The sequence below is a fragment of the Agrobacterium leguminum genome (genome assembly GCF_005144435.2).
Taxonomy (GTDB): domain Bacteria; phylum Pseudomonadota; class Alphaproteobacteria; order Rhizobiales; family Rhizobiaceae; genus Agrobacterium; species Agrobacterium leguminum.
Genome location: NZ_CP120211.1, coordinates 1,568,476 through 1,590,085, shown reverse-complemented (window position 1 = coordinate 1,590,085; position 21,610 = coordinate 1,568,476). Strand labels below are relative to the sequence as shown.

Here is a 21,610-nt window from a genome sequence, read left to right as displayed (position 1 = left end):
TCGGGCCTGTCCCGAGCATCTGCAACGTCGCGATTGGCGATATGTTGGCAGATCCTCGGCACAAGGCCGAGGATGACGTCGAATATGGAGTGCGGCTTGTCATCGGGCTGCCGCCGATGACATAAGCGGTGGATTTTTGGGTCAGGCCGGAATGACGAAGGTTGGGGATGTTTCTCTGCCGCTAGCTCGATAGCCGTCCGTCACATTCCCACAAAAAAAGACCGGCCCGAAGGCCGGTTGAAGAAGACAGCCTTATCGGGGGGATATCGGCGTCTTTGCAAGGGCATGCAATGGGAAACGATCCCATGGAGTGGTCCATCCGGCGCGGATGTGCGGCAAAAGACATCGCGCCGTACTGACCTGCGGCCAACATGGCTTGCCGCGCTCTTCTGATACGCTATGAGGGTCACATGTTTGTGACAACGGCCCTCGGGAGCCTGCCTTTATGCCCCCTGTTTCAGAGCTGATGGTCTTTGCTGCGGCGCTTGCGGCAGCGGGTGTGGTCGCCGGTCTTCTGGCGGGGTTGTTTGGCATCGGTGGCGGTGCGGTGCTGGTGCCCGTCTTCTACCAGGTCTTCGGGCTGCTGGATGTGCCGGAGGCGGTGCGCATGCATCTCTCGCTCGGCACGTCGCTCGCCATTATCGTGCCCACTTCCATCCGCTCGTTCCTGACGCATCGCCAGAAGGGCGCGGTCGATATCGATCTCCTGAAGGGCTGGATCGTCGCCGTGCCGCTCGGCACCATCCTCGCATCCGTGGTTGCCGCCCATGCCTCGAGCGTTGCGCTGCGGCTGATCTTCGCCTTCATCGCGCTGGCGCTTGCCTTCCGGATGATCTTCAACCGGGCAAGCTGGCATCTCGGTTCCGACCTGCCGCAAAACCCGGGCCGTTTTCTGGTGGGCACCGGCATCGGGCTTTTTTCCGGCCTGATGGGCGTGGGCGGCGGGGTGATGAACAACACCTTCATGACGCTTTACGGGCGCACCATCCACCAGGCGGTCGCCACGTCTTCCGGCGTCGGCGTGCTGATTTCGCTACCGGGGCTGCTGGGTTACATCTGGGCCGGCTGGGGCGATGCGGGCCTGCCGCCGTTTTCCACCGGCTTCATCAACTGGATCGCCGTGGTGCTGTTGATCCCCATTACGCTTGTCGTCGCGCCCTATGGCGCGCGACTGGCGCATGCGCTTAGCAAGAAGCAGCTGGAGCGCGCCTTCGGACTGTTTCTGGTCTTCGTTGCGGCGCAGTTTTTCTATAGCGTTTACGGCTGATTTTCCCTCTTCGCCGAACGCAGTGTTCAACCCGTCGGACTGGCATTTGCGCCTTTCCCGGCCTATATGGCGTGCATCTTACTCGGTTTTTCGAAAGATTCGCCATGAATGCCATTGTTTCGATACGGAATCTGACAAAATCCTACGCAAACGGCTTTCAGGCGCTCAAAGGTGTCAGCCTCGATATCAAGGAGGGGGAAATCCTCGCCCTTCTCGGTCCGAACGGTGCTGGCAAGACGACATTGATCTCCATCGTCTGCGGCCTCGTCAATCCCGGTGAAGGCTCGGTGCTTGTCGGCGGGTACGACGTGGTGAAGGATTTTCGCCAGACCCGCGCCCTGATCGGGCTCGTGCCGCAGGAACTGACCACAGACCAGTTCGAGACGGTGTGGAACACCGTCAGCTTCTCGCGCGGCCTGCATGGGCAAAAGAAGAACCCGGAACTGATAGAGCGCATCCTGAAATCCCTGTCGCTCTGGAACAAGAAGGACAATATGCTGCGGGAGCTTTCCGGCGGCATGAAACGGCGTGTGCTGATCGCCAAGGCGCTCGCGCATGAGCCGAAGGTTCTGTTCCTTGACGAGCCGACGGCGGGCGTGGATGTGGCGCTGCGCCGCGACATGTGGAATGTGGTTTCCGAGCTGCGCGCCAAGGGCGTCACCATCATCCTCACCACGCATTACATCGAAGAGGCGGAAGAAATCGCCGACCGTGTGGGCGTCATCAATGGCGGCGAATTGCTGCTGGTGGAAGAAAAAACGGCGTTGATGAAGAAACTCGGCCGCAAGCAGCTTTTCCTGGAGCTTGCCCAACCCGTGGAGCAATTGCCCGACAGTCTTGCGCCCTTCGGTCTGACGCTTTCCGATGACCGCTGCACCGTCACCTATGAAATCGAGGACAATGGCGAACAGGGTCGCATTGCCGATGTTCTGAGCGCTCTTTTCGCCGCCAACATCCATTTCAAGGATATTTCAACGCGGCAGAGTTCGCTTGAGGATATCTTCGTTTCGCTGGTGGGAGGCCAGAAATGAATTTCGAAGCCATCAAGGCCATCTATCTGTTCGAAATGGCGCGCACGCGTCGCACCCTGCTGCAGAGCGTGGTCTCTCCGGTCATTTCCACCTCGCTTTATTTCATCGTATTTGGAACCGCGATCGGTTCGAGGATTCAGGAGGTTGGCGGTGTTTCCTACGGCGCGTTCATAACGCCCGGCCTCATCATGCTGACGCTTCTGACGCAATGTATCGGCAACGGTTCCTTCGGCATCTATTTCCCGAAATTCACCGGTACGGTCTATGAAATCCTCTCCGCTCCGGTGGCGATGACGGAAATTCTGGCCGGTTATGTCGGGGCGGCGGCGACCAAGGGGCTGATGATCGGCACGATCATCCTGATAACGGCCTCCTTCTTCGTGGATATCACCATCGCCCATCCGTTCATGATGATCCTGTTCTTCGTGCTGACGGCGGTGAGCTTCAGCCTGTTCGGTTTTATCATCGGCATCTGGGCGACGAATTTCGAGCAGCTGAACCTCATCCCCATGCTGGTGGTGCCGCCGCTGACCTTCCTTGGCGGCAGCTTCTATTCCATCGACATGCTGCCGCCCTTCTGGCAGACGGTCAGCCACTTCAACCCGGTGCTTTATCTCATCAGCGGTTTCCGCTGGAGTTTCTATGAGATCGCCGACGTCAATCCGGTGATCAGTCTGGCGATGATCACGCTGTTTCTGGCGCTCTGCCTCGGTGTTGTCGGCTGGATGTTCAAGACGGGATATAGGCTGCGCAACTGACGGCATCGGCTTTTTCCCTCATTCCTGTGCTCGTCACAGGAATCCAGCCGACGCGCGTCTGCGCGACGGGAAGAGTCCTTTCAGCCCAAGGACTTGGGCTGGCTGGATCCCTGTGACGAGCACAGGGATGAGGGAGGTTGGGTGCTCTGCACCCGTTCCCAGACAAGCTTCAAGACATGATCAACCCGCCATCGACATTGATCGTCTGGCCGGTGATATAGGCCGCATCGTCGGAAGCCAGAAACGCCACCAGTGCGGCCACTTCGGCGGGCGTTCCGGCGCGGCGCATGGGGATGTTGCGCACCCATTCGGCCATCAGTTCGCCGGGCTTGTACTCACCCAGCATCTGGCCCCAGACGCGGTCGTTATAGTCCCACATTTCGGTATGGATGATGCCGGGGCAAATGGCGTTGACGGTAATGCCCTCAGGCGCCAGTTCCTTGGCAAGGCTTTGCGTCAGGCCAACGACGCCGAACTTCGAGGCGGCATAATGCGGCGTATAGATGAAGCCCTGACGCGCCTGGCCGGAAGCGGTGTTGACGAGGCGGCCCTTGGTGCCGCTTTCGCGGAAGCGGCGGATCGCCTCCTGGCAGCAGAGGAACGCGCCCTTGGTGTTGACGTCGAGATTGAAATCCCACTGTTCCTGCGTCAGTTCCTCGATCTTGGAAATGGTGATGACGCCGGCATTCTGGACGGAGATGGAAAGCGCGCCGATCGCCTCTTCGGCGGCACCATAGGCCTCGCGCACCGCCGCCGCATCACGCACATCGAGGATGACGCCATGGGTGACCGCGCCAGTTTCGTCCGCCAGTTTTCTGGCGGCGTCATGGGTGTCCCTGTCGACAGAGGCGATGGCGACTTTTGCGCCTTCCTCGGCAAAACGGCGGGCGATGCCGTATCCGATGCCCTTATTGCCTCCGGTCACGAATACGGATTGACCTTCAAAGCGCCTCATGTCTCCTCCTTATGGGATTTTGGCTATGTTTCCTTGCCGACCAGTCGTTCGGCGGTGAATTTATCGGTGACGAGCACGTCGATCACACCGGTTCTGAGTGCGCCGGCAATCGCCTCGGTCTTTTTCGAGCCGCCGGCGAGCGCAATGACGCGGTCGACATTGGAGAGGTTTTCCAGCGGCAGGCCGATGACCCGGTCGTCGAGCGGCGTCTTCACCGGCTTGCCTTGCCTGTCGAAGAAGCGCAGCGAGATGTCGCCCACCGCACCCGCCTGGGCGAGATCGGCCAGTTCCTTGGCGGAAAAGATATTGCCGGAACGGGCGAGAAGCTCCGATGGTTCGACGGCGCCGACGCCGACGATGGCGAGCGTGATCGACCCGAAAAGATCGATGGTTTCGCGCACGAAGGGATCGGCGAGCATCAAGAGCTTGGCTTCGCGCGAGGTGGCGACGCCCGGCACCGGCAGCAGTTTCGGTTCGGCCTCCGTCAGCCGCGCCAGCCGGGTGGTGATCTGGGTCGCATGCGTCTGCACGGAAGGGTCGCCCATGCCGCCCAGTGTCTGGACGATATAACGCGCCTTGGCACCTTTAAGCGGATGGATGTTTTCCACCATCTTGAAGATCGTCTGGCTCCAGCTGGAGACGCCGATGATCTCGTTCTGCGACAGCGTCACCTCGAGGAAATGGGCCGCTGCCTCGCCGATGCGGGCCATGATCGCACCGTCGCGATCCTCGCTGCAATCGACAACGATGGCTTCCGGCAGGTCGAAACGTTCGCGCAGCTGCGCTTCCAGATCGCTATAGGTACCGGGCGGCGGAATGATGCTGGTGCGGACGATGCCTTCCGCCTCGGCGCGCTTCAGCATGCGCGAGACGGTGGCTTGCGAAAGATTGAGATGCTGGGCGATTTCCGCCTGACGCTTGTGCTCGCTGAAATACATCTGCGCCACGCGGGAAATCATTCGAAGTTCGTTTAGCCTGCCCATAAGCCCTCCAGGGTGAATTTTTATTCACCATTACCCGAGGTTACAGGCAAGGTCGAGCGGGCAATCGCGTCGCGCCAGATGCTAAGCCGCTGCCGGCTTTCGCTGTTGGCGGGCGCGATGGTGTTGCCCTGGCTTGCAAGGGCGGCGATGGCCGTAAGATCGCTCCAGAAACCGAGGGCGAGGCCGGCGAGATAGGCAGCACCCAGCGCGGAGGCTTCCGGCGCATCGCGCTGGATGACGGGGTGTTCCAGCATATCGGCGACGCATTGCATCAGGAAACGGTTCTGGCTCGGCCCGCCATCCACAAACAGCCGCCCGAAACCGGAAGGCGACTGCGCGCGCATGGCGGCAAAGACGTCATGGACCTGAAAGGCGATGGAATCGGTGACAGCGCGGGCCATCTGGGCACGGCTGGTGCTGAAATTGATCTGGGAGAAAAGCGCACGCGCATTCGTATCCCAATAGGGTGCGCCGAGGCCGACGAAGGCCGGCACGAAGCCGGGGCCGTTTGGCTCGGCGGTGGCGGCCAGCTCTACGAGGGCGGCGACATCCGGCAGGCCGAGAATCTCCGTCATCCAGGGCAGGGAGGCGGCGGAAACGAGAATATTGCCCTCGAAGGCGAAGGTGGGTTTGCCGCCGAGCCGCCATGCGACGGTGGTGGTGATGCCGCGTTCGGGCGCGATGAAATACGGCAGGGTTGTCATGACCGAGGAGCCGGTGCCGAAGGTTACCTTGCCGTCACCCGGATTGAAGGCGCTATGGCCGAAGAGGGCGGCGTGGCTGTCGCCGATGGCGGCGAGGATCGGTGTGCCGTCCTTGATACCGGGAACGCCCGATGTGGTGCCGAAATCGCCGCTGCTGTCGCGCAGATCGGGCAGGGTGTCGATATCGATGCCGAAGAGCTCGCAAAGCTCATCGCTCCAGACCTGCCGGTTGAGATCGAGCACCTGGCTGCGCGCGGCATTGGAGGCGTCGCAGGCATGGACCTTGCCGCCGGTGAAGCAATGGATGAGCCAGCTATCGATGGTGCCGAGGCGGAGCCTGCGGCCCTTCGGCGCGCGCTCCAGCAGCCAGCGCATTTTTGCGCCCGGAAACATCGGGTCGATCGGCAGGCCGGTCAGCGCCATGACGCGCTCGGAATGGCCCTTCTCGATCAGTTCGGCGCAATCCTGCGCCGTGCGGCGGCATTGCCAGCTGAGCACCGGGCCGAGCGGCTCGCCGGTCTCGCCGTCCCAGATGGTCACGGATTCGCGCTGGTTGGAGATGGCGATGGCTGCGACATCGACGTCAGAAGGCGCGGCAGCAAGGCAGGCGGAGATCGCTTCGCAGACCGAAGCCCAGATGCGCTGCGGCTCCTGTTCCACCCAGCCGGGCTGTGGATAGGCGATGCCGACCGGAGATGAGCCGCGCGCCAGCAGCTCTCCGCTTTCCGAGACGAGAATGGCCTTGGAATTGGTGGTGCCCTGATCGATGGACAGAATGGCGCGCATCATGGGAGTCTTTCGTCGGCAGTTTTTCGTTTCCGCCTTGCGGCGGTTAAACGACGATATTGCAGAAAGGGTGTCGCCGCGCATCCGAAGACACGCGACGACTCTGGGAGGAGACTTTATTTTCTCTTGATCAGCGCTTCGGCCGCATCCGCAATGGCGGCAGGCGCCATGCCGAATTCATCCAGCAGCCATTCGGCCGAACCGGTATGGGCGAAGACGCCGGGGACGCCGAGGCGCTTCATTGGCACCGGGGCCTGTTCGACCACGACTTCGGCAATGGCGGAGCCGAGGCCGCCGAAGATCGAATGTTCCTCGGCCGTCAGGATCGCGCCGGTTTCCTTCGCAGCAGCGACGATGGCCGCCTCATCGATGGGACGCACGGTCGCCATGTTCAGCACACGCGCCCTGACGCCACGGCTTGCCAGAATGTCGGCGGCCTTGACGATGCGATGCGTCAGCGTACCGTTGGCGATCAGCGTCACATCGGAGCCCTCGCGCAGCAGATTGGCGCGGCCGAGTTCGAAGACATGGCCTTCCGGCAGCAGATCCGGCACGCCGACGCGCGACAGCCGCAGGAAGCAGGGGCCGGCATAGTCCGCCGCCCATTTGACGGCGGCGGCCGTCTCGATGCGGTCGCAGGGGGCGATGACCGGCAGGTTGGGCAGAACGCGGGTCCAGGCGAAATCCTCGATGGAATGATGCGTCGGGCCGAGTTCGCCATAGGCCATGCCCGAGGATATGCCGATCAGCTTCACATTGGCGTTGGAGTAAGCGAGGTCGGCCTTGATCTGCTCCAGCGCGCGGCCGGTGAGGAAGCAGGATGCGCCGCAGACGAAGGGTAGCTGGCCGCCATTGGCGAGACCCGCGCCGACGCCGACCATATTCTGTTCGGCAATGCCGACATTCACGAGGCGCTCGGGGAATTTCGACTTGAAGCCGCCGAGTTTCGAGGAGCCGACCGAATCGTTGCAGACGGCGACGACCTTGTCATTGCCGGCGGCCAGCGCCTCCAGCGTTTCGGCGAAGGCGTCGCGGCAGTCATAAAGCTTGGCGGCGGTTACGGGCGCGTTCATCACAATGCCTCCGAAAGTTCTTTGACGGCAATTTCGTACTGTTCCTTGCTCGGAACCTTATGGTGCCAGTCGACGCGGTCCTGCATGAAAGAAATGCCATGACCCTTGTTGGTGTGGGCGACGATGCAATGCGGGCGGTCGCCGCGATGCTCCAGCGCCGGCACGACTTCCGCCATGGCATTGCCGTTGATTTCGCTGACTTCCCAGCCGAAAGCCTCGAGCTTCGGGCGAAGCGGTGCGACATCGTTGGTTTCCGAAAGCGCCGCACCCTGCTGGAAACGATTGTGATCGACGATCAGCGTCAGGTTGTTCAGGCCGAACTGTGCGGCGGACATGATGGCTTCCCAGTTGGAGCCTTCCTGCATCTCGCCGTCGCCGGTCATGACATAGGTGTGGTAATCCGCGCCGGAAAGCTTGGCCGCCTTGGCCATGCCGACGGCGACGGGCAATCCATGGCCGAGCGGGCCGGTATTGGTTTCGACGCCTGGCACCTTGTTACAGTTCGGGTGGCCGTTAAGGCGCGAATTCGGCTGCAGGAAGGTCGAGATTTCCTCTTCCGGGATGAAGCCGCGCTTGGCGAGCGTCACATACAGCGCGCAGGCCGTATGGCCCTTGGAAAGCACGAAACGGTCGCGGGCAGGGTTCTTCGGATCATCCGGCCAGATGCGCAGGACGCGGAAATAAAGGGCCGTCATGATGTCGATAGCAGACATTTCGCCGCCGACATGGCCCGCACCCGCTTCGAAAACGGCTTGTACGTCGCGAAGGCGAATCTGGCGCGCAATGCGCTCTAGCTCCTGGGACTGCATGGAATCCTCTTCAAAACATGCGTGTGAATATTTATACAGCTATTTATATAATTGCAGAGATGGCGTTTCTGTCAAGCCGGAATTGCGAATTGTGTTGTTTCGGCCCAAGCCGCTCCGTTCCGGTGTCGCTGAATTTTTCATGGGGAAGGGTATTCGCGGCGTCCTCATCCCTGTGCTTGTCACAGGGATCCAGCCAGCCCAAGTCCTTGGGCTGAAAGGAGTCTTTCCGCCGCGCAGACGCGCGTCTGCTGGATTCCTGTGACGAGCACAGGAATGAGGGCGGGAGCGTAAGTCGCCAGCCATCCCATCCTCCGCAGGGTCTGTCCCGCCATTAACACCCTATTGACAAGCTTCTCGAAACTGGCTTATGCATGTTTCACCGATGATGAATAATTATTCTAATCGGTTTAAAAAATGCAAGACAGTCACCGGGAGGAGCCATGTCCGCGATTGAACGCAATGAGGGGGTCACGCACACCAGGAGCCCGCTTGCCTGGTTGAGCGGTGCGACCGGACCTCTTTTGGGCCTGCTGCTGCTCTGCGTGTTTCTGACCTTCGCCAGCGAGAATTTCCTGTCGCTGCGCAATGGGCTCAACATTCTCGACCAGATCACCGTTCTCGGCATCATGGCCGTCGGCATGACCTTTGTGATCCTGCTTGGTGGCATCGATCTGTCTGTCGGCTCGGTTTTGGCGCTGTCGATGATGATCATGGGCTGGACGGCCAATGTCGCGGGCATGCCGATGGGTATGGCCATCGTGCTGGCTCTGATCGCGTCCGCCGCCTGCGGCCTCGTGGTCGGTATTCTGGTTACGGCTTTTCGGGTGCCGGCCTTCATCGCCACGCTGGCGATGATGTCGGTGGCGCGCGGTCTCGCCAATATGATCACCGATGGACAGCAGATCGTCGGTTTCCCTGACTGGTTCATGATGCTGGCAATCGACCGCCATTTCGGCGTGCTGACAGCGACCGTGCTTCTGATGCTTGTCGTCGTTCTGGTTTCCTGGCTGTTCCTGCGCTTCCGTTCGGAAGGCCGCACGGTCTATGCGGTCGGCGGTAACCCGGAAGTGGCGCGCCTTGCCGGTATCAATGTGCCGCTGGTGACGATCTGCGTTTATGTCGCCTGCGCGGTTCTTGCCGGTCTTGCCGGCATCGTTCTTGCGGCACGTCTCGACTCCGTGCAGCCCTCAAGCGGCTTCGGTTACGAGCTGGATACGATTGCGGCCGTCGTCATCGGCGGAACCTCGCTTTCGGGCGGTGCGGGCGGCATCGGCGGAACGCTGATTGGCGTGCTGATCATCGGCGTGCTGCGCAACGGCCTCAACCTGCTCAACGTCTCTCCCTTTCTCCAGCAGGTCATCATCGGTGTCGTCATCGTGCTGGCCGTTGGCGCTGAAACATTGCGCCGCCGCAGAAGCTGAATTTGCCTGCGGGCGGTGCTGAGCCGTCCGCGCAATAAACGACCCTCCTTATTGGGGAGGCGTGAAATAAACGGCCGGAGGGGAGGAGGTTCGATCTGCCCGAAGGTCAACAATCAACAAATGGAGGAATAATCATGAAATTTTCACGCATTCTGCTGACATCCGCCGCCCTTCTCGCCCTGTCGCTCGGCTCTGCCAATGCCGCCGAAGTCAAGAAGATCGGCCTTGCCGTCGCCAATCTGCAGGCGAACTTCTTCAACCAGATCAAGCAGGCCGTTGAAGCCGAAGCCAAGACGCGCGGCATTGCCGTCGTCACCGTCGACGCCAAGGGCGACGGCCCGACACAGGTCAACCAGATCCAGGATCTGCTGACCCAGAATATCGATGCGCTGATCTATATTCCGGCCGGTGCCGCTGCCGCGACCGTTCCGGTGAAGCTTGCCAAGGCCGCCGGCGTTCCGGTCATCAACATCGACCGCAATGCCGATGGCGCGCCGGGCGATACCTTCCTCGCCACCGATTCCGTCGCCTCCGCCAAGGCGGTTTGCGATTACATCATCAAGCAGGCCGGCGGTTCGGGCAAGATGGTCATCATCCACGGCCAGAAGGGCACGACACCGGAAGTGGACCGCACCAAGGGCTGCATGGAATCGGTGAAGGCCAATTCCGGCGTGAAGATCGTTGCCGAACAGTGGTCCAACATGTGGAGCCAGGACGAAGGCTTCCAGATCATGCAGAACATGCTGCAGGCCAATCCTGACGTTTCCATCGTCTTTGCGCAGGCCGACGGTCTGGCGCTCGGCGCGGCGCAGGCGATCAAGGTCGCCAATCCCTCGCAGAAGATCGTCGTCGGCGGCTTCGATGGCGATACGGCGGCGCTTGAGGCGCTGAAGAACGGCGTCTTCGACGTGACCGCAACACAGCAGACCCAGAAGATGGGCCGCACGGCTGTCGAGATGGCCGTCAAGATCGTCGGCGGCGAGAAGGTTCCGGCCGTGCAGCTTTCCGATGCGACGCTGACCACCAAGGAAAATGTCGAAGGCTTCATCGCCAACCATCCCTGATGCATCCGCCCCGCGCCTCCGATGGGATGCGCGGGGCTCTCATTGGTTTGTCTCTATGCAATTTGGACACAAGGCTGTGGCGTATCTCTGCCGCGATCGTGTCCTGGGAGGTCCCGTCATGCGCGAGCCGGTTCTTTCGCTCCGTGGCATCAGCAAACGTTACGGTCCGCTCGAGGTCCTGAAAAACGTCGATCTCGACGTTTATCCCGGCGAAGTGGTGGCCCTGCTGGGTGAAAACGGCGCGGGCAAATCCACGCTGTCAGGCATCATCGCCGGTTCGCGTGAACCGTCCGAAGGCACGATGACATGGCTCGGGCAACCCTATGCGCCGTCTTCGCCGCGAGAGGCGATCGACAAGGGCATCGTCCTCATCCATCAGGAATTGAAGCTTCTGCCGGAGCTTTCCATCGCCGAAAACGTGTTCATTGGCCGCTGGCCGATGAAGAACGGCGTTGTCGACCGCGCCGAGATGGTGCGCAGAGCCCAGCAGCAATTGGCGCGCCTCAACCTCCACATTCCCGCAACCCGCAAGGTGGCCGGCCTTTCGACCGCCAACCAGCAGCTGATCGAAATCGCCAAGGCGCTGGCGCTGGACGCCAAACTTCTGATCCTCGACGAGCCGACGGCGGCACTTGGCGGCGCGGAAACGCAGGCGCTGTTCGAGCAGGTGCGCAAGCTGCGCGCCGAGGGCGTGGGCATCATCTATATTTCCCACCGCATGGAAGAGATCAAACAGATCACCGACCGCATCGTCGTGTTGCGCGATGGCGAGCGGGTGCATGAATTTGCCGATAGCGCGACGCCGGTGCGCACCATCGTCGAAAGCATGGTCGGCCGTTCGCTGGAACGCCTGTTCCCGACGCTGCCGGAGCCGCAGGACAAGATGGTGCTGGAAGTGAAAGGGCTGACCGGCGCGGACAATGCCTTCCGCGACATCAGCTTCGGTGTCCGCGCCGGTGAAATCCTTGGCATTGCCGGTCTTATCGGCGCGGGACGCACCGAGCTGGTGCGAGCCATTTCCGGCGCCGATCCGACGAGTGCGGGTGAGGTTCTGCTGGATGGCAAGGTGCTGACGCTGAAAAGCCCGGCGGACGCCATCGCCAAGGGCATCGTCATGGTGCCGGAAGACCGCAAATTGCAGGGGCTGGTGGTGGAGCACGAGATCGGCGAAAACCTGATCTATGCCAATCTCGACCGCGTCGGCACCGGCTGGATCACGCCACGCATCAAGCGTGCCTTCACCAGGGAGGCAATCGCCAAATTCGGGGTGAAGGGCCGCAGCGAACAGCCGGCATCGGATCTTTCCGGCGGCAACCAGCAGAAGGTGGTCATTGCCAAATGGCTTGCCCGCAATCCGCGCGTGGTGGTGCTGGACGAGCCGACCCGCGGCATCGATGTCGGCGCGCGGGCGGGCATTTACGATATCATTGTCGGTCTGGCGAAAGACGGCGTGGCCGTGATCGTCGTCAGCTCCGATCTCGAGGAGGTGCTGGGCGTTTCGAACCGCATCCTCGTGCTTGCGCAGGGAAAACAGGCCGGCATCCTCAACCGGGACGAAGCAAACGACGTCTCGGTCATGGAACTGGCAACCATCTGAAGAAGGAAATACCGATGTCTACCATCACGCTCAACGCGCCGAAACTGTTCGATCTTTCCGGTCAGGTGGCGCTCGTCACCGGCGCCGGCTCCGGCATCGGCCAGCGGATCGCCATGGGGCTCGCACAATCCGGTGCCAATGTCGCGCTGCTTGATCGCCGCACCGATGACGGTCTGGCGCAGACGGCCGATTTCATCGCCAAAGCCGGGCGCAAGTCGATCCAGATCGCGGCTGATGTGACCAGCAAAGAGGCGCTGACCGATGCGGTTGCGCGTACTGAAGCCGAGCTTGGCGCGCTATCGCTCGCCGTCAATGCGGCCGGCATCGCCAACGCCAATCCGGCCGAGGAGATGGAGGAAAGCCAGTTTCAGACGATGATGGATATCAATCTGAAGGGCGTTTTCCTCTCCTGCCAGGCGGAGGCCAATGCCATGCTGAAGAACGGACGCGGCGCAATCGTCAACATCGCCTCCATGTCGGGCGTCATCGTCAATCGCGGGCTGATGCAGTGCCACTATAATGCCTCGAAGGCTGGCGTCATCCACATGTCGAAATCCATGGCGATGGAGTGGGTGGGTCGCGGCATCCGCGTCAACACCATCTCGCCGGGTTATACGGCGACGCCGATGAATACGCGGCCGGAAATGGTGCACCAGACGAAGCTGTTCGAAGAGCAAACGCCGATGCAGCGCATGGCGGGCGTGGATGAGATGGTTGGGCCGGCGATCTTCCTGCTGTCGGATGCCGCGAGCTTCGTGACGGGTGTGGATTTGCTGGTGGATGGCGGTTTCTGCTGCTGGTAGGGTTTTCGACGCGGTAGCGTTGAGGTGGACGATAGGGCGCGCCAGACCTATGGGCCAGGTTGACGCGGCTTTTTTCCTCCGTCACCCCGGACTTGATCCGGGGTCCAGCGCGATCAAGTCTTTGATCGCAAAAGACTCTTTTCACGGCGCAGACGCGCCGTGGCTGGATGCCGGATCAAGTCCGGCATGACGGAAGAGGAGAAGCCAGACGGTTTCACAAGCATCACGCCCGGCTTGCGCCGGGCGTTTTCGTATTCACACCACGAGCAGCAGATCAAGCAACCTGCTTCTGCAACACATCCTCGACAACCTCGCCCTTGAGGTAAGCAACGAGGTCCTTGATCGTCACGACCAGCAGACCGTGGCGTTCGGCGAAGACTTCGAGCTGGGGCAGGCGGGCCATGGTGCCGTCGTCATTGGCGACTTCGCAGATGGTGCCGCAGGGATATTTGCCGGCGAGGCGGCAGAGGTCCACGGCTGCTTCGGTGTGGCCGGTGCGGCCGAGAACGCCCTGCGGGTTGGCGCGCAGCGGGAAGATGTGGCCGGGGCGGGCGAAATCTTCCGGGCGCGATTCTTCCGATACCAGCGCGCGCACGGTCTTTGCGCGGTCGGCGGCGGAAATACCTGTTGTGGTGCCCGGAATATAGTCCACCGAGACGGTGAAGGCCGTCTTGAGGGATTCGGTATTGCGCGACACCATCAGCGGAATGTCGAGCGCATCGAGACGCTCGCCCGGCATGGCGACGCAGATCAGCCCGCGCGCATGGTTCATCATGAAGGCGATCTGCTGTGGGGTAATGCTGTCGGAGGCGGCGATGATATCGCCTTCATTTTCGCGGTCTTCGTCGTCAACCACAATCACCATCTCGCCACGGGAAATGGCTTCGATCGCGTCTTCAATTTTAGCAATGGTCATTTTCTTTCAAGCCTTTCAAGGGTTATGCCGTTTTGCGGCATTTTCGCGCTTCGAGAAGCGCCAAATATCCCTTGGGCGAACAATGCAATGCGAAGCCCGCTCACGCGCGGGCGTCCTATGCCTTGTCCTCTTCCATCCGGACTATACCGTCGGCTCCGGCCTCTCACCGGATCTGCTGACCTTCCGGCTTTGGAGACCGGAAGCGCTCGCGGGCTCCGGGAAAAATCCCGATACCGCCGGTGGGGAATTGCACCCCGCCCTGAGAACGGAACCAACATAAATTATCAAATGGGAAGGAATCAAGGGGCAATGGCCTGCCGTTGCCCTTGTGCGCGAAAAGAATATCCCGATCGCGGTCGCAACGGGGTATTTCCTTTCCGGGGCCGACAGCTCGTATGAACCCGGAAAGTGAATCGCAAGGGACTGAGTTTACCGATCCCGTAACCGCAATTCATCGGTCTGCATCTGCAGCGAACCGAGCGTCGACAGGAAGCTCATGCCGAGCAGGCTCTGGCCCAATTGGCCATCCTGCGCGACGAGGGCGGGGATGTTGCGTCGCATGATCGGGCCAATGCTGATTTCCGACAGGGTGACGGGGGCTGCCGCCGTGCGGCCATTCGCGGTCATCACCGGAACGGTATAGCGGAGATTTGCGGTGTCGATGCCGATTGCGGTCGCATCCGCATTGGCGAGGACCACCGAGCTTGCACCGGTATCGACCAGCATGTGGATCGTCTTGCCCTCGACGCCGACATTTGCCTCGAAATGGCCGCTCATCGATTTATGCAGGACGATTTCCTGTTCGCCGCCAGCCGTCGTCACCACCACGGCGCGGCCGGGCATCAGGCCGCCCAGCAGCCGGTCGCCGAAAGATTGCAGGTCGTAGCGATAGAGATAGAGCGAGACGAGGCCGAGAATGATGACGAGCCAGACGGCGAGCTGGCGGATGACGGTACTGAGGCTGCCGCGTCTTCCCGCCAGAATGCCGGCCGATAATAGGCCCGCAATGGGCAGAAGATAAAGCACGTGGGCGAATTGATCGTTATCGATGCCGAGCGTTCGGCCGCCGTCGTGATTGATGAGAAGCAGGCCAAGGCCGACGGCCAGCAGGAGGAGAACGATGGTCAGCCTGTTCATGCGGTATGCGTCTCCTTGGCGGTCTCGGGCAGGTTTGCCAGTCTTTGCGGCAGCAACCGCATGATTTCGCGGCGCTTCGCGTCGCTATATCCCGCCCAGCCGCCGATTTCATCCAGCGTTCGCCCGCAGCCGATGCAGAGGCTGCCGGTTTCATCGAGGCGGCAGATATGAATGCAGGGTGTTTCCATGATGATTTATATCAGGCTGTCAGGCCGCAAGGGCAAGGGCGATGAGAATCACGATCTCCGTGATCTGCTGGCAGGCGCCGATGGTGTCGCCGGTATGGCCGCCGATCTTCCTGTCGCAGAGCTTGCCGAAAAGGACGGCTGCCAGAAAGGCTGCCGCCAGCACAAGGGCAATCGACAGAAGCGGCAGCGCGTGCAGCGTGAAGAGTGTGAAAAGCAGTAGCCCGATCACCAGCGCGATGTTGCGCTCGCTTGTGCCCGGCTGACCGGCGCCGGCGGCGATGCCGGAGGTTTTGGCGGCGGGCAGGGATTGCCAGTGCCACACCATCAGGGCACGGCTCAGGACAAGCGCGGCGATCAGGGTGGCGGCGGCGGTCTTTGCCGGCAGCGTCTCAATGAGCGAGGCGAGTGCGGTGGCGCGAAGCGCAAAGGACAGGATCATGGCAATCGTGCCATAGCTGCCGATGCGGCTGTCCTTCATGATCTCAAGCATGCGGGCCTTCTCCTTGCCGCTGCCGAAACCGTCGGCCATGTCGGCCAGGCCGTCTTCATGCAGCGCGCCCGTGATGAGCGCCGTCAGGCCGATGACGAGCCAGCCGGTAAGCTGCGGAGAGGCGTCGAAGGCTGCGAAAACCACAATAAGGAAAGCGGCGGGCAGGGCGATCAGCAGGCCGGCGGCGGGAAAGGCGCGGGCGGTGCGGCGCATCGACACGCCGTCGGCATCATCGAAAAACCGCGAGGGAATGGGCAGGCGGCTCAGAAAGGCGAGGGAATGCATGACATCTGTTATAAAATCCCCGGCCTTCATGCTCTCTCCGTTGCAGTCGCTGCATTTCCGGTTGTTCCGCGGCGCATCCGCGATTATGAGAGGCGCAACAAAGACCGATTTGCCGGAAAACACAAGTTCCGGACGCATGAGCCGATGCGACAGCCAACCCGACGACGAGAAAGACAGATATCATGAGCATGAGCGGATTGCCCTTCGACGATTTCCGCGCGCTGCTGCGCGAGCTTCCCGGCCCGGACACGCATGCGCTTGTGGCGGCCAAGGAGCGCAATGCGCAGCTGACCAAGCCTGCCGGTTCGCTCGGACGCCTCGAAGAAATCGCCATGTGGCTGGCTGCCTGGTCCGGCCGTTCTCCGGCCGTCACCCGCCCGCTGGTGGCGATCTTCGCCGGCAATCATGGCGTCACCCGTCATGGCGTTACACCCTATCCGACATCCGTGACCCAACAGATGGTGGAAAATTTCGCGGCAGGCGGTGCGGCGATCAACCAGATCTGCGTTGCAAACGATCTTGGCCTGAAGATTTTCGATCTGGCGCTCGATTACCCGACCGGCGACATCACCTGCGAGCCGGCGCTTTCTGAGCGCGACTGCGCCGCCACCATGGCCTTCGGCATGGAGGCGATTGCCGGTGGCACCGATCTTCTCTGCGTCGGCGAAATGGGCATCGGCAACACCACCATTGCGGCGGCGATCAATCTCGCGCTTTATGGCGGCACGGCGGAAGAATGGACCGGTCCGGGCACCGGTTCGGAAGGCGAAGTCATGGCCCGCAAGATCGCGGCGGTGAAGGCAGCGGTGGAGTTCCACAAGGATCATCTGTCCGATCCGCTGGAGATCATGCGCCGTCTCGGCGGACGCGAAATCGCAGCGATTGCCGGCGCCATCCTTGCCGCCCGTGTGCAGCGCATTCCCGTGCTGATCGACGGTTATGTGGCGACGGCCGCTGCCGCTCTCCTCAAGGCTGCCAATCCTGCGGCGCTCGACCATTGCCTGATCGGCCATGTCTCGGGTGAGCCGGGCCATCTGGCCGCCATCGAAAAGCTCGGCAAGACGCCGCTTCTGGCGCTTGGCATGCGGCTGGGCGAAGGCACGGGGGCAGCGCTTGCCGCCGGCATCGTCAAGGCCGCCGCCGCCTGCCATTCCGGCATGGCGACATTCGAAGCGGCGGGTGTGGACACCCGCATCAGCTCCCGCACCGACCATTGAGGCCGAAGATGGACGTGACGCCGCAAAAGAAGCAACCGGAACCCGCCTTTCGCAAGGAAAAAGGCTGGCGGCATCTTTTTGCCGCCGCGCGCTATTCCGTGCAGGGGCTTGGCCGGCTGTGGCTGGAAGCGGCGTTCCGGCATGAGGTTCTCGCCTTCGGCGTCGGGCTTGCCCTGCTTCTGGTCGTCGGCGCACCCTTTGCGCATCTTCTCGTCTTTACGGTGCTGATGCTGTTGCTGTTTTCGGTGGAGGCGCTCAATACCGCCATCGAAGAGCTGGTGGATCGCATTTCGCCGGAAATTTCCTCGGTCGGGCGGCACGCCAAGGACCTCGGCTCCTTTGCCGTCTTCTGCCTGTTGATGGCGAACGGATTTTTCGTGCTGTATTCGCTGGTAACGACGCTGTTCTTCTGAAGTTGTTAGCCTCAAGGCATTTCCGGACGGAAAACCGGGGCCACTTTTCCTGGAAGTGCCCTAAGCGAAGGACCGGCGGCGCGGCTGGATGGCGTGGGTTTCTTCCACGGCCGGCAGGCTTTGCAGCACACGTTTGGCCGGCAGGATGGCGATGCCTTCGGTGCCCTCGCGCAGTTTCGATTTCAGGATAAACTGGCCGTCATGCTTGGCGAGGATCGCCTGAACGATGGGCAGGCCAAGGCCGGTTCCCTGTTCGGCGCTCTTGATCGCGATCGATCCCTGACCGAAGGCGGACAGCACCACGGGAATTTCGTCCTCGGGAATGCCGGGACCGTTATCCCTGATCGAGACATATTGGCCGCCGCCCGCCGTCCAGCCGGCTTTCACAAGGATTTCACCGCCCTGCGGCGTGAATTTCACGGCGTTGGACAGCAGGTTGAGGATGACCTGACGGATGGATTTTTCATCGGCCCACACCTGCGGCAGGCTGTTTTCGAACTGCTGGGAAATTTTGATGTTCTTGGCGCGGGCGCGAAGCTGGATCATGCCGATGCAATCCTCGGCAATTTCCAGCATCGAGATCGCTTCTTCGTTCAGGTCGTAGCGGCCGGCCTCGATGCGCGACAGGTCGAGGATTTCGTTGATGAGATCAAGCAGATGCTGGCCGGAGCGATGGATATCGCCGGAATATTCCTTGTAGAGCGGATTGTTGAGCGGGCCGAGCACTTCCGAGGACATGACCTCGGAGAAACCGAGAATGGCGTTGAGTGGGGTGCGCAGCTCGTGCGACATGGAGGCGAGAAAGCGCGATTTCGCCAGATTGGCTTCTTCCGCGCGCCGCCGTGCCTCGTCGGACACCGAGTTCGCGACTTCGAGTTCGGCGATCAGGTCGTCCTTTTCCGTCTGCGAGGAGAGGAGCTTGATGCTGGTCTGGTAAAGGCGGCTGGTGATGCGATGACAGAAGAGGATGGCCATGCCGAACATCAGCGCGAGACCGACATCGAAAGGATTGCGCGAAATGGCCGAGGTCATGCAGAGAGCCGCCAGCACCGGCAAAAAGGTCATGAAGGTCGCCCGCCGCAGCATGAAATTGGCCATGGCGGTGAGCGAAAGCGCGATCAGCAGCGTCGAGCCCTTGAAGAAAAGCACGAGCGTCGGGTCGTTGCGCACCGGCTCGGCCAGCGCAAACATCGCCCAGGCGCAGCCGATGAGGATCTGCATGCCGAGGAAGAGACTTTTCCAGTGCTGAAGATTGTCGGCCGTGATTTCCTGTTTTGCCGCCCGCTTGGCCAAGAGCAGGGAAAAGGCGTGGAAGCTCAGCGCAATCAGCGACCAGATGATCAGGCTGATGTCGCGGGTTATATAAAGGCCGATGATGGAGGCGAGCAGGATGAAAAGCGGCATGATCATCGCGCCCTGCAGGGTTTCGGCGATGTGCATGGTCAGCATTTCGCGTTCATAGGCGTCGCTTGCGCCGGCCCCCTGCTGCAGGCGTTCACGCGTCGTCTTCACCGTGTCGAAGACCGCCTTGTTGCGATGCTTTTTCGACCGGTCGACGATGATCTTGTCGGTGGACGTGCTGACGCTTTTACTCATTGTTACAACGCAGGGTGACATGAACCCTTGCAGACTACGCGCAAAATCTTAAGAAGATGCTGCCGTGAAAGGATTTGTTTGCCATTTCTGACAAGGGTTTGTTGTTACATGAGACGAAATGGAGGCAAGGGCAGGCGGCTTTCGGCATTTCGCGATGGCGGGCTTTTTCTCGCCACGGTTTTTCTCGGCATTCTGATCGCGGCCAAGCTCGACCAGATCAACAGCGAAACCTATAGCGGCCGCTTCTTCGTGATCGATGGCGATACGCTGTCGAAGGGTGAGGAACGTTTCCGACTGCTTGGCATCGATGCGCCGGAGCTTGCGCAGACATGCCTGCGCGGCAGCGAAAGCTGGCCGTGCGGTGAGGAGGCACGCCGTGTCCTGCAAAGGCTGGCCGGGGCTGAGGATTTCTCCTGTTCCGGGAGTTCCAGGGACCGTTACGGGCGGCTGCTGGTTTATTGTTCCGCCGGCGGCAGGGATGTCTCATCGGAAATGGTGTCGGCGGGTTTTGCCGTCGCATCCGGTTATTTCCAGTTCTCCAGCGAACAGGCGGCGGCGCGCAGGCAGGCACTGGGCATCTGGGCGGGAGAATTCGAGAAACCGTCGCAATGGCGGCGGGAACACCGTGCCGCGGATCTGGAAACGCCGGCGGCGGGTTTCCTCACCATTGTCCGTCATCTTCTGGGGTGGGATCATGGTTAAGCTAGTGCCGGTGCGTGATGACGGGCTGGACGCATTACGCGGCGAAATCGCCGGCTGTCGTCTCTGTCGCGACAAGCCGCTCAGGGGAATGGCCGATCGCCTGCCGCACGAACCCCGGCCGGTGGTCGTCATGTCGACCAAGGCGCGCATCCTGATTGCTGGGCAGGCGCCGGGGCTTCGCGTGCATGAAACAGGGCTGCCATTCAACGATGCCTCGGGCGACAGGCTGCGCCAATGGCTGAACGTCGACCGGCAGACGTTCTACGATCCGGATCGTTTCGCCATCGTGCCCATGGGTTTCTGTTTTCCCGGTTATGACGACAAGGGCAGCGACCTGCCGCCCCGGCGCGAATGCGCGCCGCAATGGCGTGAGCGGGTCATAATGGCGATGCCGCAGGTGGAGCTGATCCTCGCCATTGGCCAATATGCACAGGCTTTTCATCTGGGTGAAAGGCGGCGCAAAACCATGACGGAAACGGTGCAGGACTGGCGCGGCTTTCTCCATGCCAATTCCGGCCCCGGCATTTTTCCCCTGCCGCATCCAAGCTGGCGCAATACCGGCTGGCTGAAAAAGAACCCATGGTTCACGGAGGAACTGCTGCCGGTTCTGCGACAACATGTGGAAATGCGGCTTTAGTGAAACAATTTTCTGTTTTTCTGCAAAAATTAGTGTATTGAAAGGAAATTAATTCAGGAGGATAGACGCATTGGATCGCCTAGACCGTAAGATTTTGCGCATTCTGCAAGAGGATTCCACGCTGGCCGTTGCCGATCTGGCGAAAAAGGTCGGCCTTTCCACGACGCCCTGTTGGCGGCGTATCCAGAAAATGGAGGAAGACGGCGTTATTCGCCGGCGCGTGGCGCTGCTCGATCCGGTCAAGGTCAACACCAAGGTCACGGTTTTCGTCTCCATCCGCACCGCCTCCCATTCCATCGAATGGCTGAAGCGTTTCTCCGAGGTGGTTTCCGAGTTTCCGGAAGTCGTCGAATTTTACCGTATGAGCGGCGATGTCGATTATCTGCTGCGCGTCGTCGTGCCTGATATTGCGGCCTATGACGCCTTCTACAAGCGCATGATCGCCAAGATCGAAATTCGCGACGTGTCCTCCGCCTTCGCGATGGAGCAGATCAAATATACGACCGAGCTGCCGCTCGACTACATGCTGCTGGACAATCCGAAATCCGGCGAGGAGTAATCCGCCGCCGGTCAGTTTTTCGACCAATGCCCTTTCCGGTTGCCGGGGAGGGCATTTTCATTTGCGGGTCGTTTTTCTCGCCGATCTTGCCCGCCAAGGGCTGATCCAGCCGGAAGGTCCATCCGGTAGCCGCCGCCGGGGCACGACAATTCTATTCCGCCCATCGTGGCAAATTCGCACATTCAATTCTCCCGGCGCTGTCTCCGCGCAAACTGCGAT

22 protein-coding genes and 1 riboswitch are annotated in these 21,610 nt (G+C 61.0%); of the genes, 12 read left to right on the top strand and 10 right to left on the bottom strand.

From position 1 onward, the window contains the following. Positions 1–445 precede the first annotated feature (445 nt). The 3 genes from CFBP4996_RS07845 (at position 446) to CFBP4996_RS07835 (ending at position 3,056) form a co-directional block, all read left to right on the top strand. Entirely contained in the window at positions 446–1,267 is an 822-nt protein-coding gene (locus CFBP4996_RS07845; protein ID WP_035261319.1) for a sulfite exporter TauE/SafE family protein, read from the top strand. A gap of 104 nt (positions 1,268–1,371) precedes the next feature. Next, positions 1,372–2,298 (top strand): ABC transporter ATP-binding protein, encoded by a 927-nt coding sequence (locus CFBP4996_RS07840; RefSeq protein WP_080851596.1) that lies wholly within the window; start codon positions 1,372–1,374, stop codon positions 2,296–2,298. After that, entirely contained in the window at positions 2,295–3,056 is a 762-nt protein-coding gene (locus CFBP4996_RS07835) for an ABC transporter permease (RefSeq protein ID WP_080816666.1), read from the top strand. Before CFBP4996_RS07840 ends, CFBP4996_RS07835 begins: the two co-directional genes overlap by 4 nt. A gap of 169 nt (positions 3,057–3,225) precedes the next feature. Here the strand turns inward: CFBP4996_RS07835 and CFBP4996_RS07830 are convergent, their stop codons facing one another. The 5 genes from CFBP4996_RS07830 to CFBP4996_RS07810 all read right to left on the bottom strand — a co-directional run bounded on the left by CFBP4996_RS07830 (position 3,226) and on the right by CFBP4996_RS07810 (position 8,366). Next, positions 3,226–4,011 carry an SDR family oxidoreductase gene (locus CFBP4996_RS07830; RefSeq protein WP_080851599.1) on the bottom strand — a complete coding sequence of 262 codons (786 nt, stop codon included), beginning with the start codon at positions 4,009–4,011 and terminating at the stop codon, positions 3,226–3,228. Between the two features lie 23 nt (positions 4,012–4,034). Beyond that, entirely contained in the window at positions 4,035–4,994 is a 960-nt protein-coding gene (locus CFBP4996_RS07825; protein WP_003520399.1) for a sugar-binding transcriptional regulator, read from the bottom strand. Positions 4,995–5,014: 20 nt separating this feature from the next. Next, positions 5,015–6,484: an FGGY family carbohydrate kinase gene (locus CFBP4996_RS07820; RefSeq protein WP_080853134.1), complete on the bottom strand. Its 1,470-nt coding sequence runs from the start codon at positions 6,482–6,484 to the stop codon at positions 5,015–5,017. Between the two features lie 116 nt (positions 6,485–6,600). Next, positions 6,601–7,557, bottom strand: a complete 957-nt coding sequence (locus CFBP4996_RS07815; RefSeq protein ID WP_080851601.1) for a transketolase family protein — start codon at positions 7,555–7,557, stop codon at positions 6,601–6,603. Beyond that, the gene (locus tag CFBP4996_RS07810) at positions 7,557–8,366 is read right to left on the bottom strand and encodes a transketolase (RefSeq protein WP_080851603.1); all 810 of its coding nucleotides are present in this window, start codon (positions 8,364–8,366) and stop codon (positions 7,557–7,559) included. The genes CFBP4996_RS07815 and CFBP4996_RS07810 overlap by 1 nt, the downstream gene beginning before the upstream one ends. Before the next feature lie 440 nt (positions 8,367–8,806). Between CFBP4996_RS07810 and CFBP4996_RS07805 the strand changes: the two genes are divergently transcribed. From CFBP4996_RS07805 to CFBP4996_RS07790, 4 genes are all read left to right on the top strand, one after another. Next, entirely contained in the window at positions 8,807–9,787 is a 981-nt protein-coding gene (locus CFBP4996_RS07805) for an ABC transporter permease (RefSeq protein WP_065655910.1), read from the top strand. A 134-nt stretch (positions 9,788–9,921) separates the two neighbouring features. Beyond that, entirely contained in the window at positions 9,922–10,851 is a 930-nt protein-coding gene (locus CFBP4996_RS07800) for a sugar ABC transporter substrate-binding protein (protein WP_035262239.1), read from the top strand. Between the two features lie 118 nt (positions 10,852–10,969). After that, positions 10,970–12,448 (top strand): sugar ABC transporter ATP-binding protein, encoded by a 1,479-nt coding sequence (locus tag CFBP4996_RS07795; RefSeq protein ID WP_080851605.1) that lies wholly within the window; start codon positions 10,970–10,972, stop codon positions 12,446–12,448. 14 nt (positions 12,449–12,462) lie between these two features. After that, on the top strand, positions 12,463–13,251 hold the full coding sequence (locus tag CFBP4996_RS07790; protein WP_035262232.1) for an SDR family oxidoreductase: 789 nt from the start codon (positions 12,463–12,465) through the stop codon (positions 13,249–13,251). Between the two features lie 274 nt (positions 13,252–13,525). On the opposite strand, the gene ribB is transcribed toward CFBP4996_RS07790, so the two are convergent. The 4 genes from ribB to CFBP4996_RS07770 form a co-directional block, all read right to left on the bottom strand. After that, complete coding sequence (gene ribB, locus CFBP4996_RS07785) at positions 13,526–14,167, bottom strand: 3,4-dihydroxy-2-butanone-4-phosphate synthase (protein ID WP_080851608.1); 642 nt, start codon at positions 14,165–14,167, stop codon at positions 13,526–13,528. A gap of 120 nt (positions 14,168–14,287) precedes the next feature. After that, positions 14,288–14,438: riboswitch (FMN riboswitch) on the bottom strand. A gap of 158 nt (positions 14,439–14,596) precedes the next feature. Beyond that, positions 14,597–15,304, bottom strand: coding sequence for a TIGR02281 family clan AA aspartic protease (locus CFBP4996_RS07780; protein WP_003522163.1), 708 nt, complete (start codon positions 15,302–15,304; stop codon positions 14,597–14,599). Further along, positions 15,301–15,492 (bottom strand): DUF1289 domain-containing protein, encoded by a 192-nt coding sequence (locus CFBP4996_RS07775; RefSeq protein WP_080851610.1) that lies wholly within the window; start codon positions 15,490–15,492, stop codon positions 15,301–15,303. Before CFBP4996_RS07775 ends, CFBP4996_RS07780 begins: the two co-directional genes overlap by 4 nt. Positions 15,493–15,511: 19 nt before the next feature. Continuing rightward, a complete protein-coding gene (locus CFBP4996_RS07770) occupies positions 15,512–16,297 on the bottom strand; it encodes an adenosylcobinamide-GDP ribazoletransferase (RefSeq protein WP_080853135.1) in 786 nt (261 codons plus the stop codon). 152 nt (positions 16,298–16,449) lie between these two features. Between CFBP4996_RS07770 and cobT the strand changes: the two genes are divergently transcribed. Together cobT and CFBP4996_RS07760 are read left to right on the top strand one after the other, a co-directional pair. After that, positions 16,450–17,484: a nicotinate-nucleotide--dimethylbenzimidazole phosphoribosyltransferase gene (cobT, locus tag CFBP4996_RS07765; protein ID WP_003522166.1), complete on the top strand. Its 1,035-nt coding sequence runs from the start codon at positions 16,450–16,452 to the stop codon at positions 17,482–17,484. Positions 17,485–17,492: 8 nt separating this feature from the next. Continuing rightward, positions 17,493–17,897, top strand: coding sequence for a diacylglycerol kinase (locus tag CFBP4996_RS07760; protein WP_080851612.1), 405 nt, complete (start codon positions 17,493–17,495; stop codon positions 17,895–17,897). A gap of 60 nt (positions 17,898–17,957) precedes the next feature. Here the strand turns inward: CFBP4996_RS07760 and pdhS2 are convergent, their stop codons facing one another. After that, entirely contained in the window at positions 17,958–19,493 is a 1,536-nt protein-coding gene (pdhS2, locus tag CFBP4996_RS07755; protein ID WP_035262217.1) for a two-component system sensor histidine kinase PdhS2, read from the bottom strand. Between the two features lie 108 nt (positions 19,494–19,601). Here pdhS2 and CFBP4996_RS07750 point away from each other — a divergent pair, with 108 nt between their 5' ends. From CFBP4996_RS07750 to CFBP4996_RS07740, 3 genes are all read left to right on the top strand, one after another. Then, on the top strand, positions 19,602–20,195 hold the full coding sequence (locus CFBP4996_RS07750) for a thermonuclease family protein (protein ID WP_080851613.1): 594 nt from the start codon (positions 19,602–19,604) through the stop codon (positions 20,193–20,195). Then, positions 20,188–20,832, top strand: a complete 645-nt coding sequence (locus CFBP4996_RS07745; RefSeq protein ID WP_162935851.1) for a uracil-DNA glycosylase family protein — start codon at positions 20,188–20,190, stop codon at positions 20,830–20,832. The genes CFBP4996_RS07750 and CFBP4996_RS07745 overlap by 8 nt, the downstream gene beginning before the upstream one ends. Before the next feature lie 70 nt (positions 20,833–20,902). Beyond that, positions 20,903–21,391, top strand: a complete 489-nt coding sequence (locus tag CFBP4996_RS07740) for an Lrp/AsnC family transcriptional regulator (RefSeq protein WP_003507846.1) — start codon at positions 20,903–20,905, stop codon at positions 21,389–21,391. Positions 21,392–21,610: the final 219 nt, after the last annotated feature.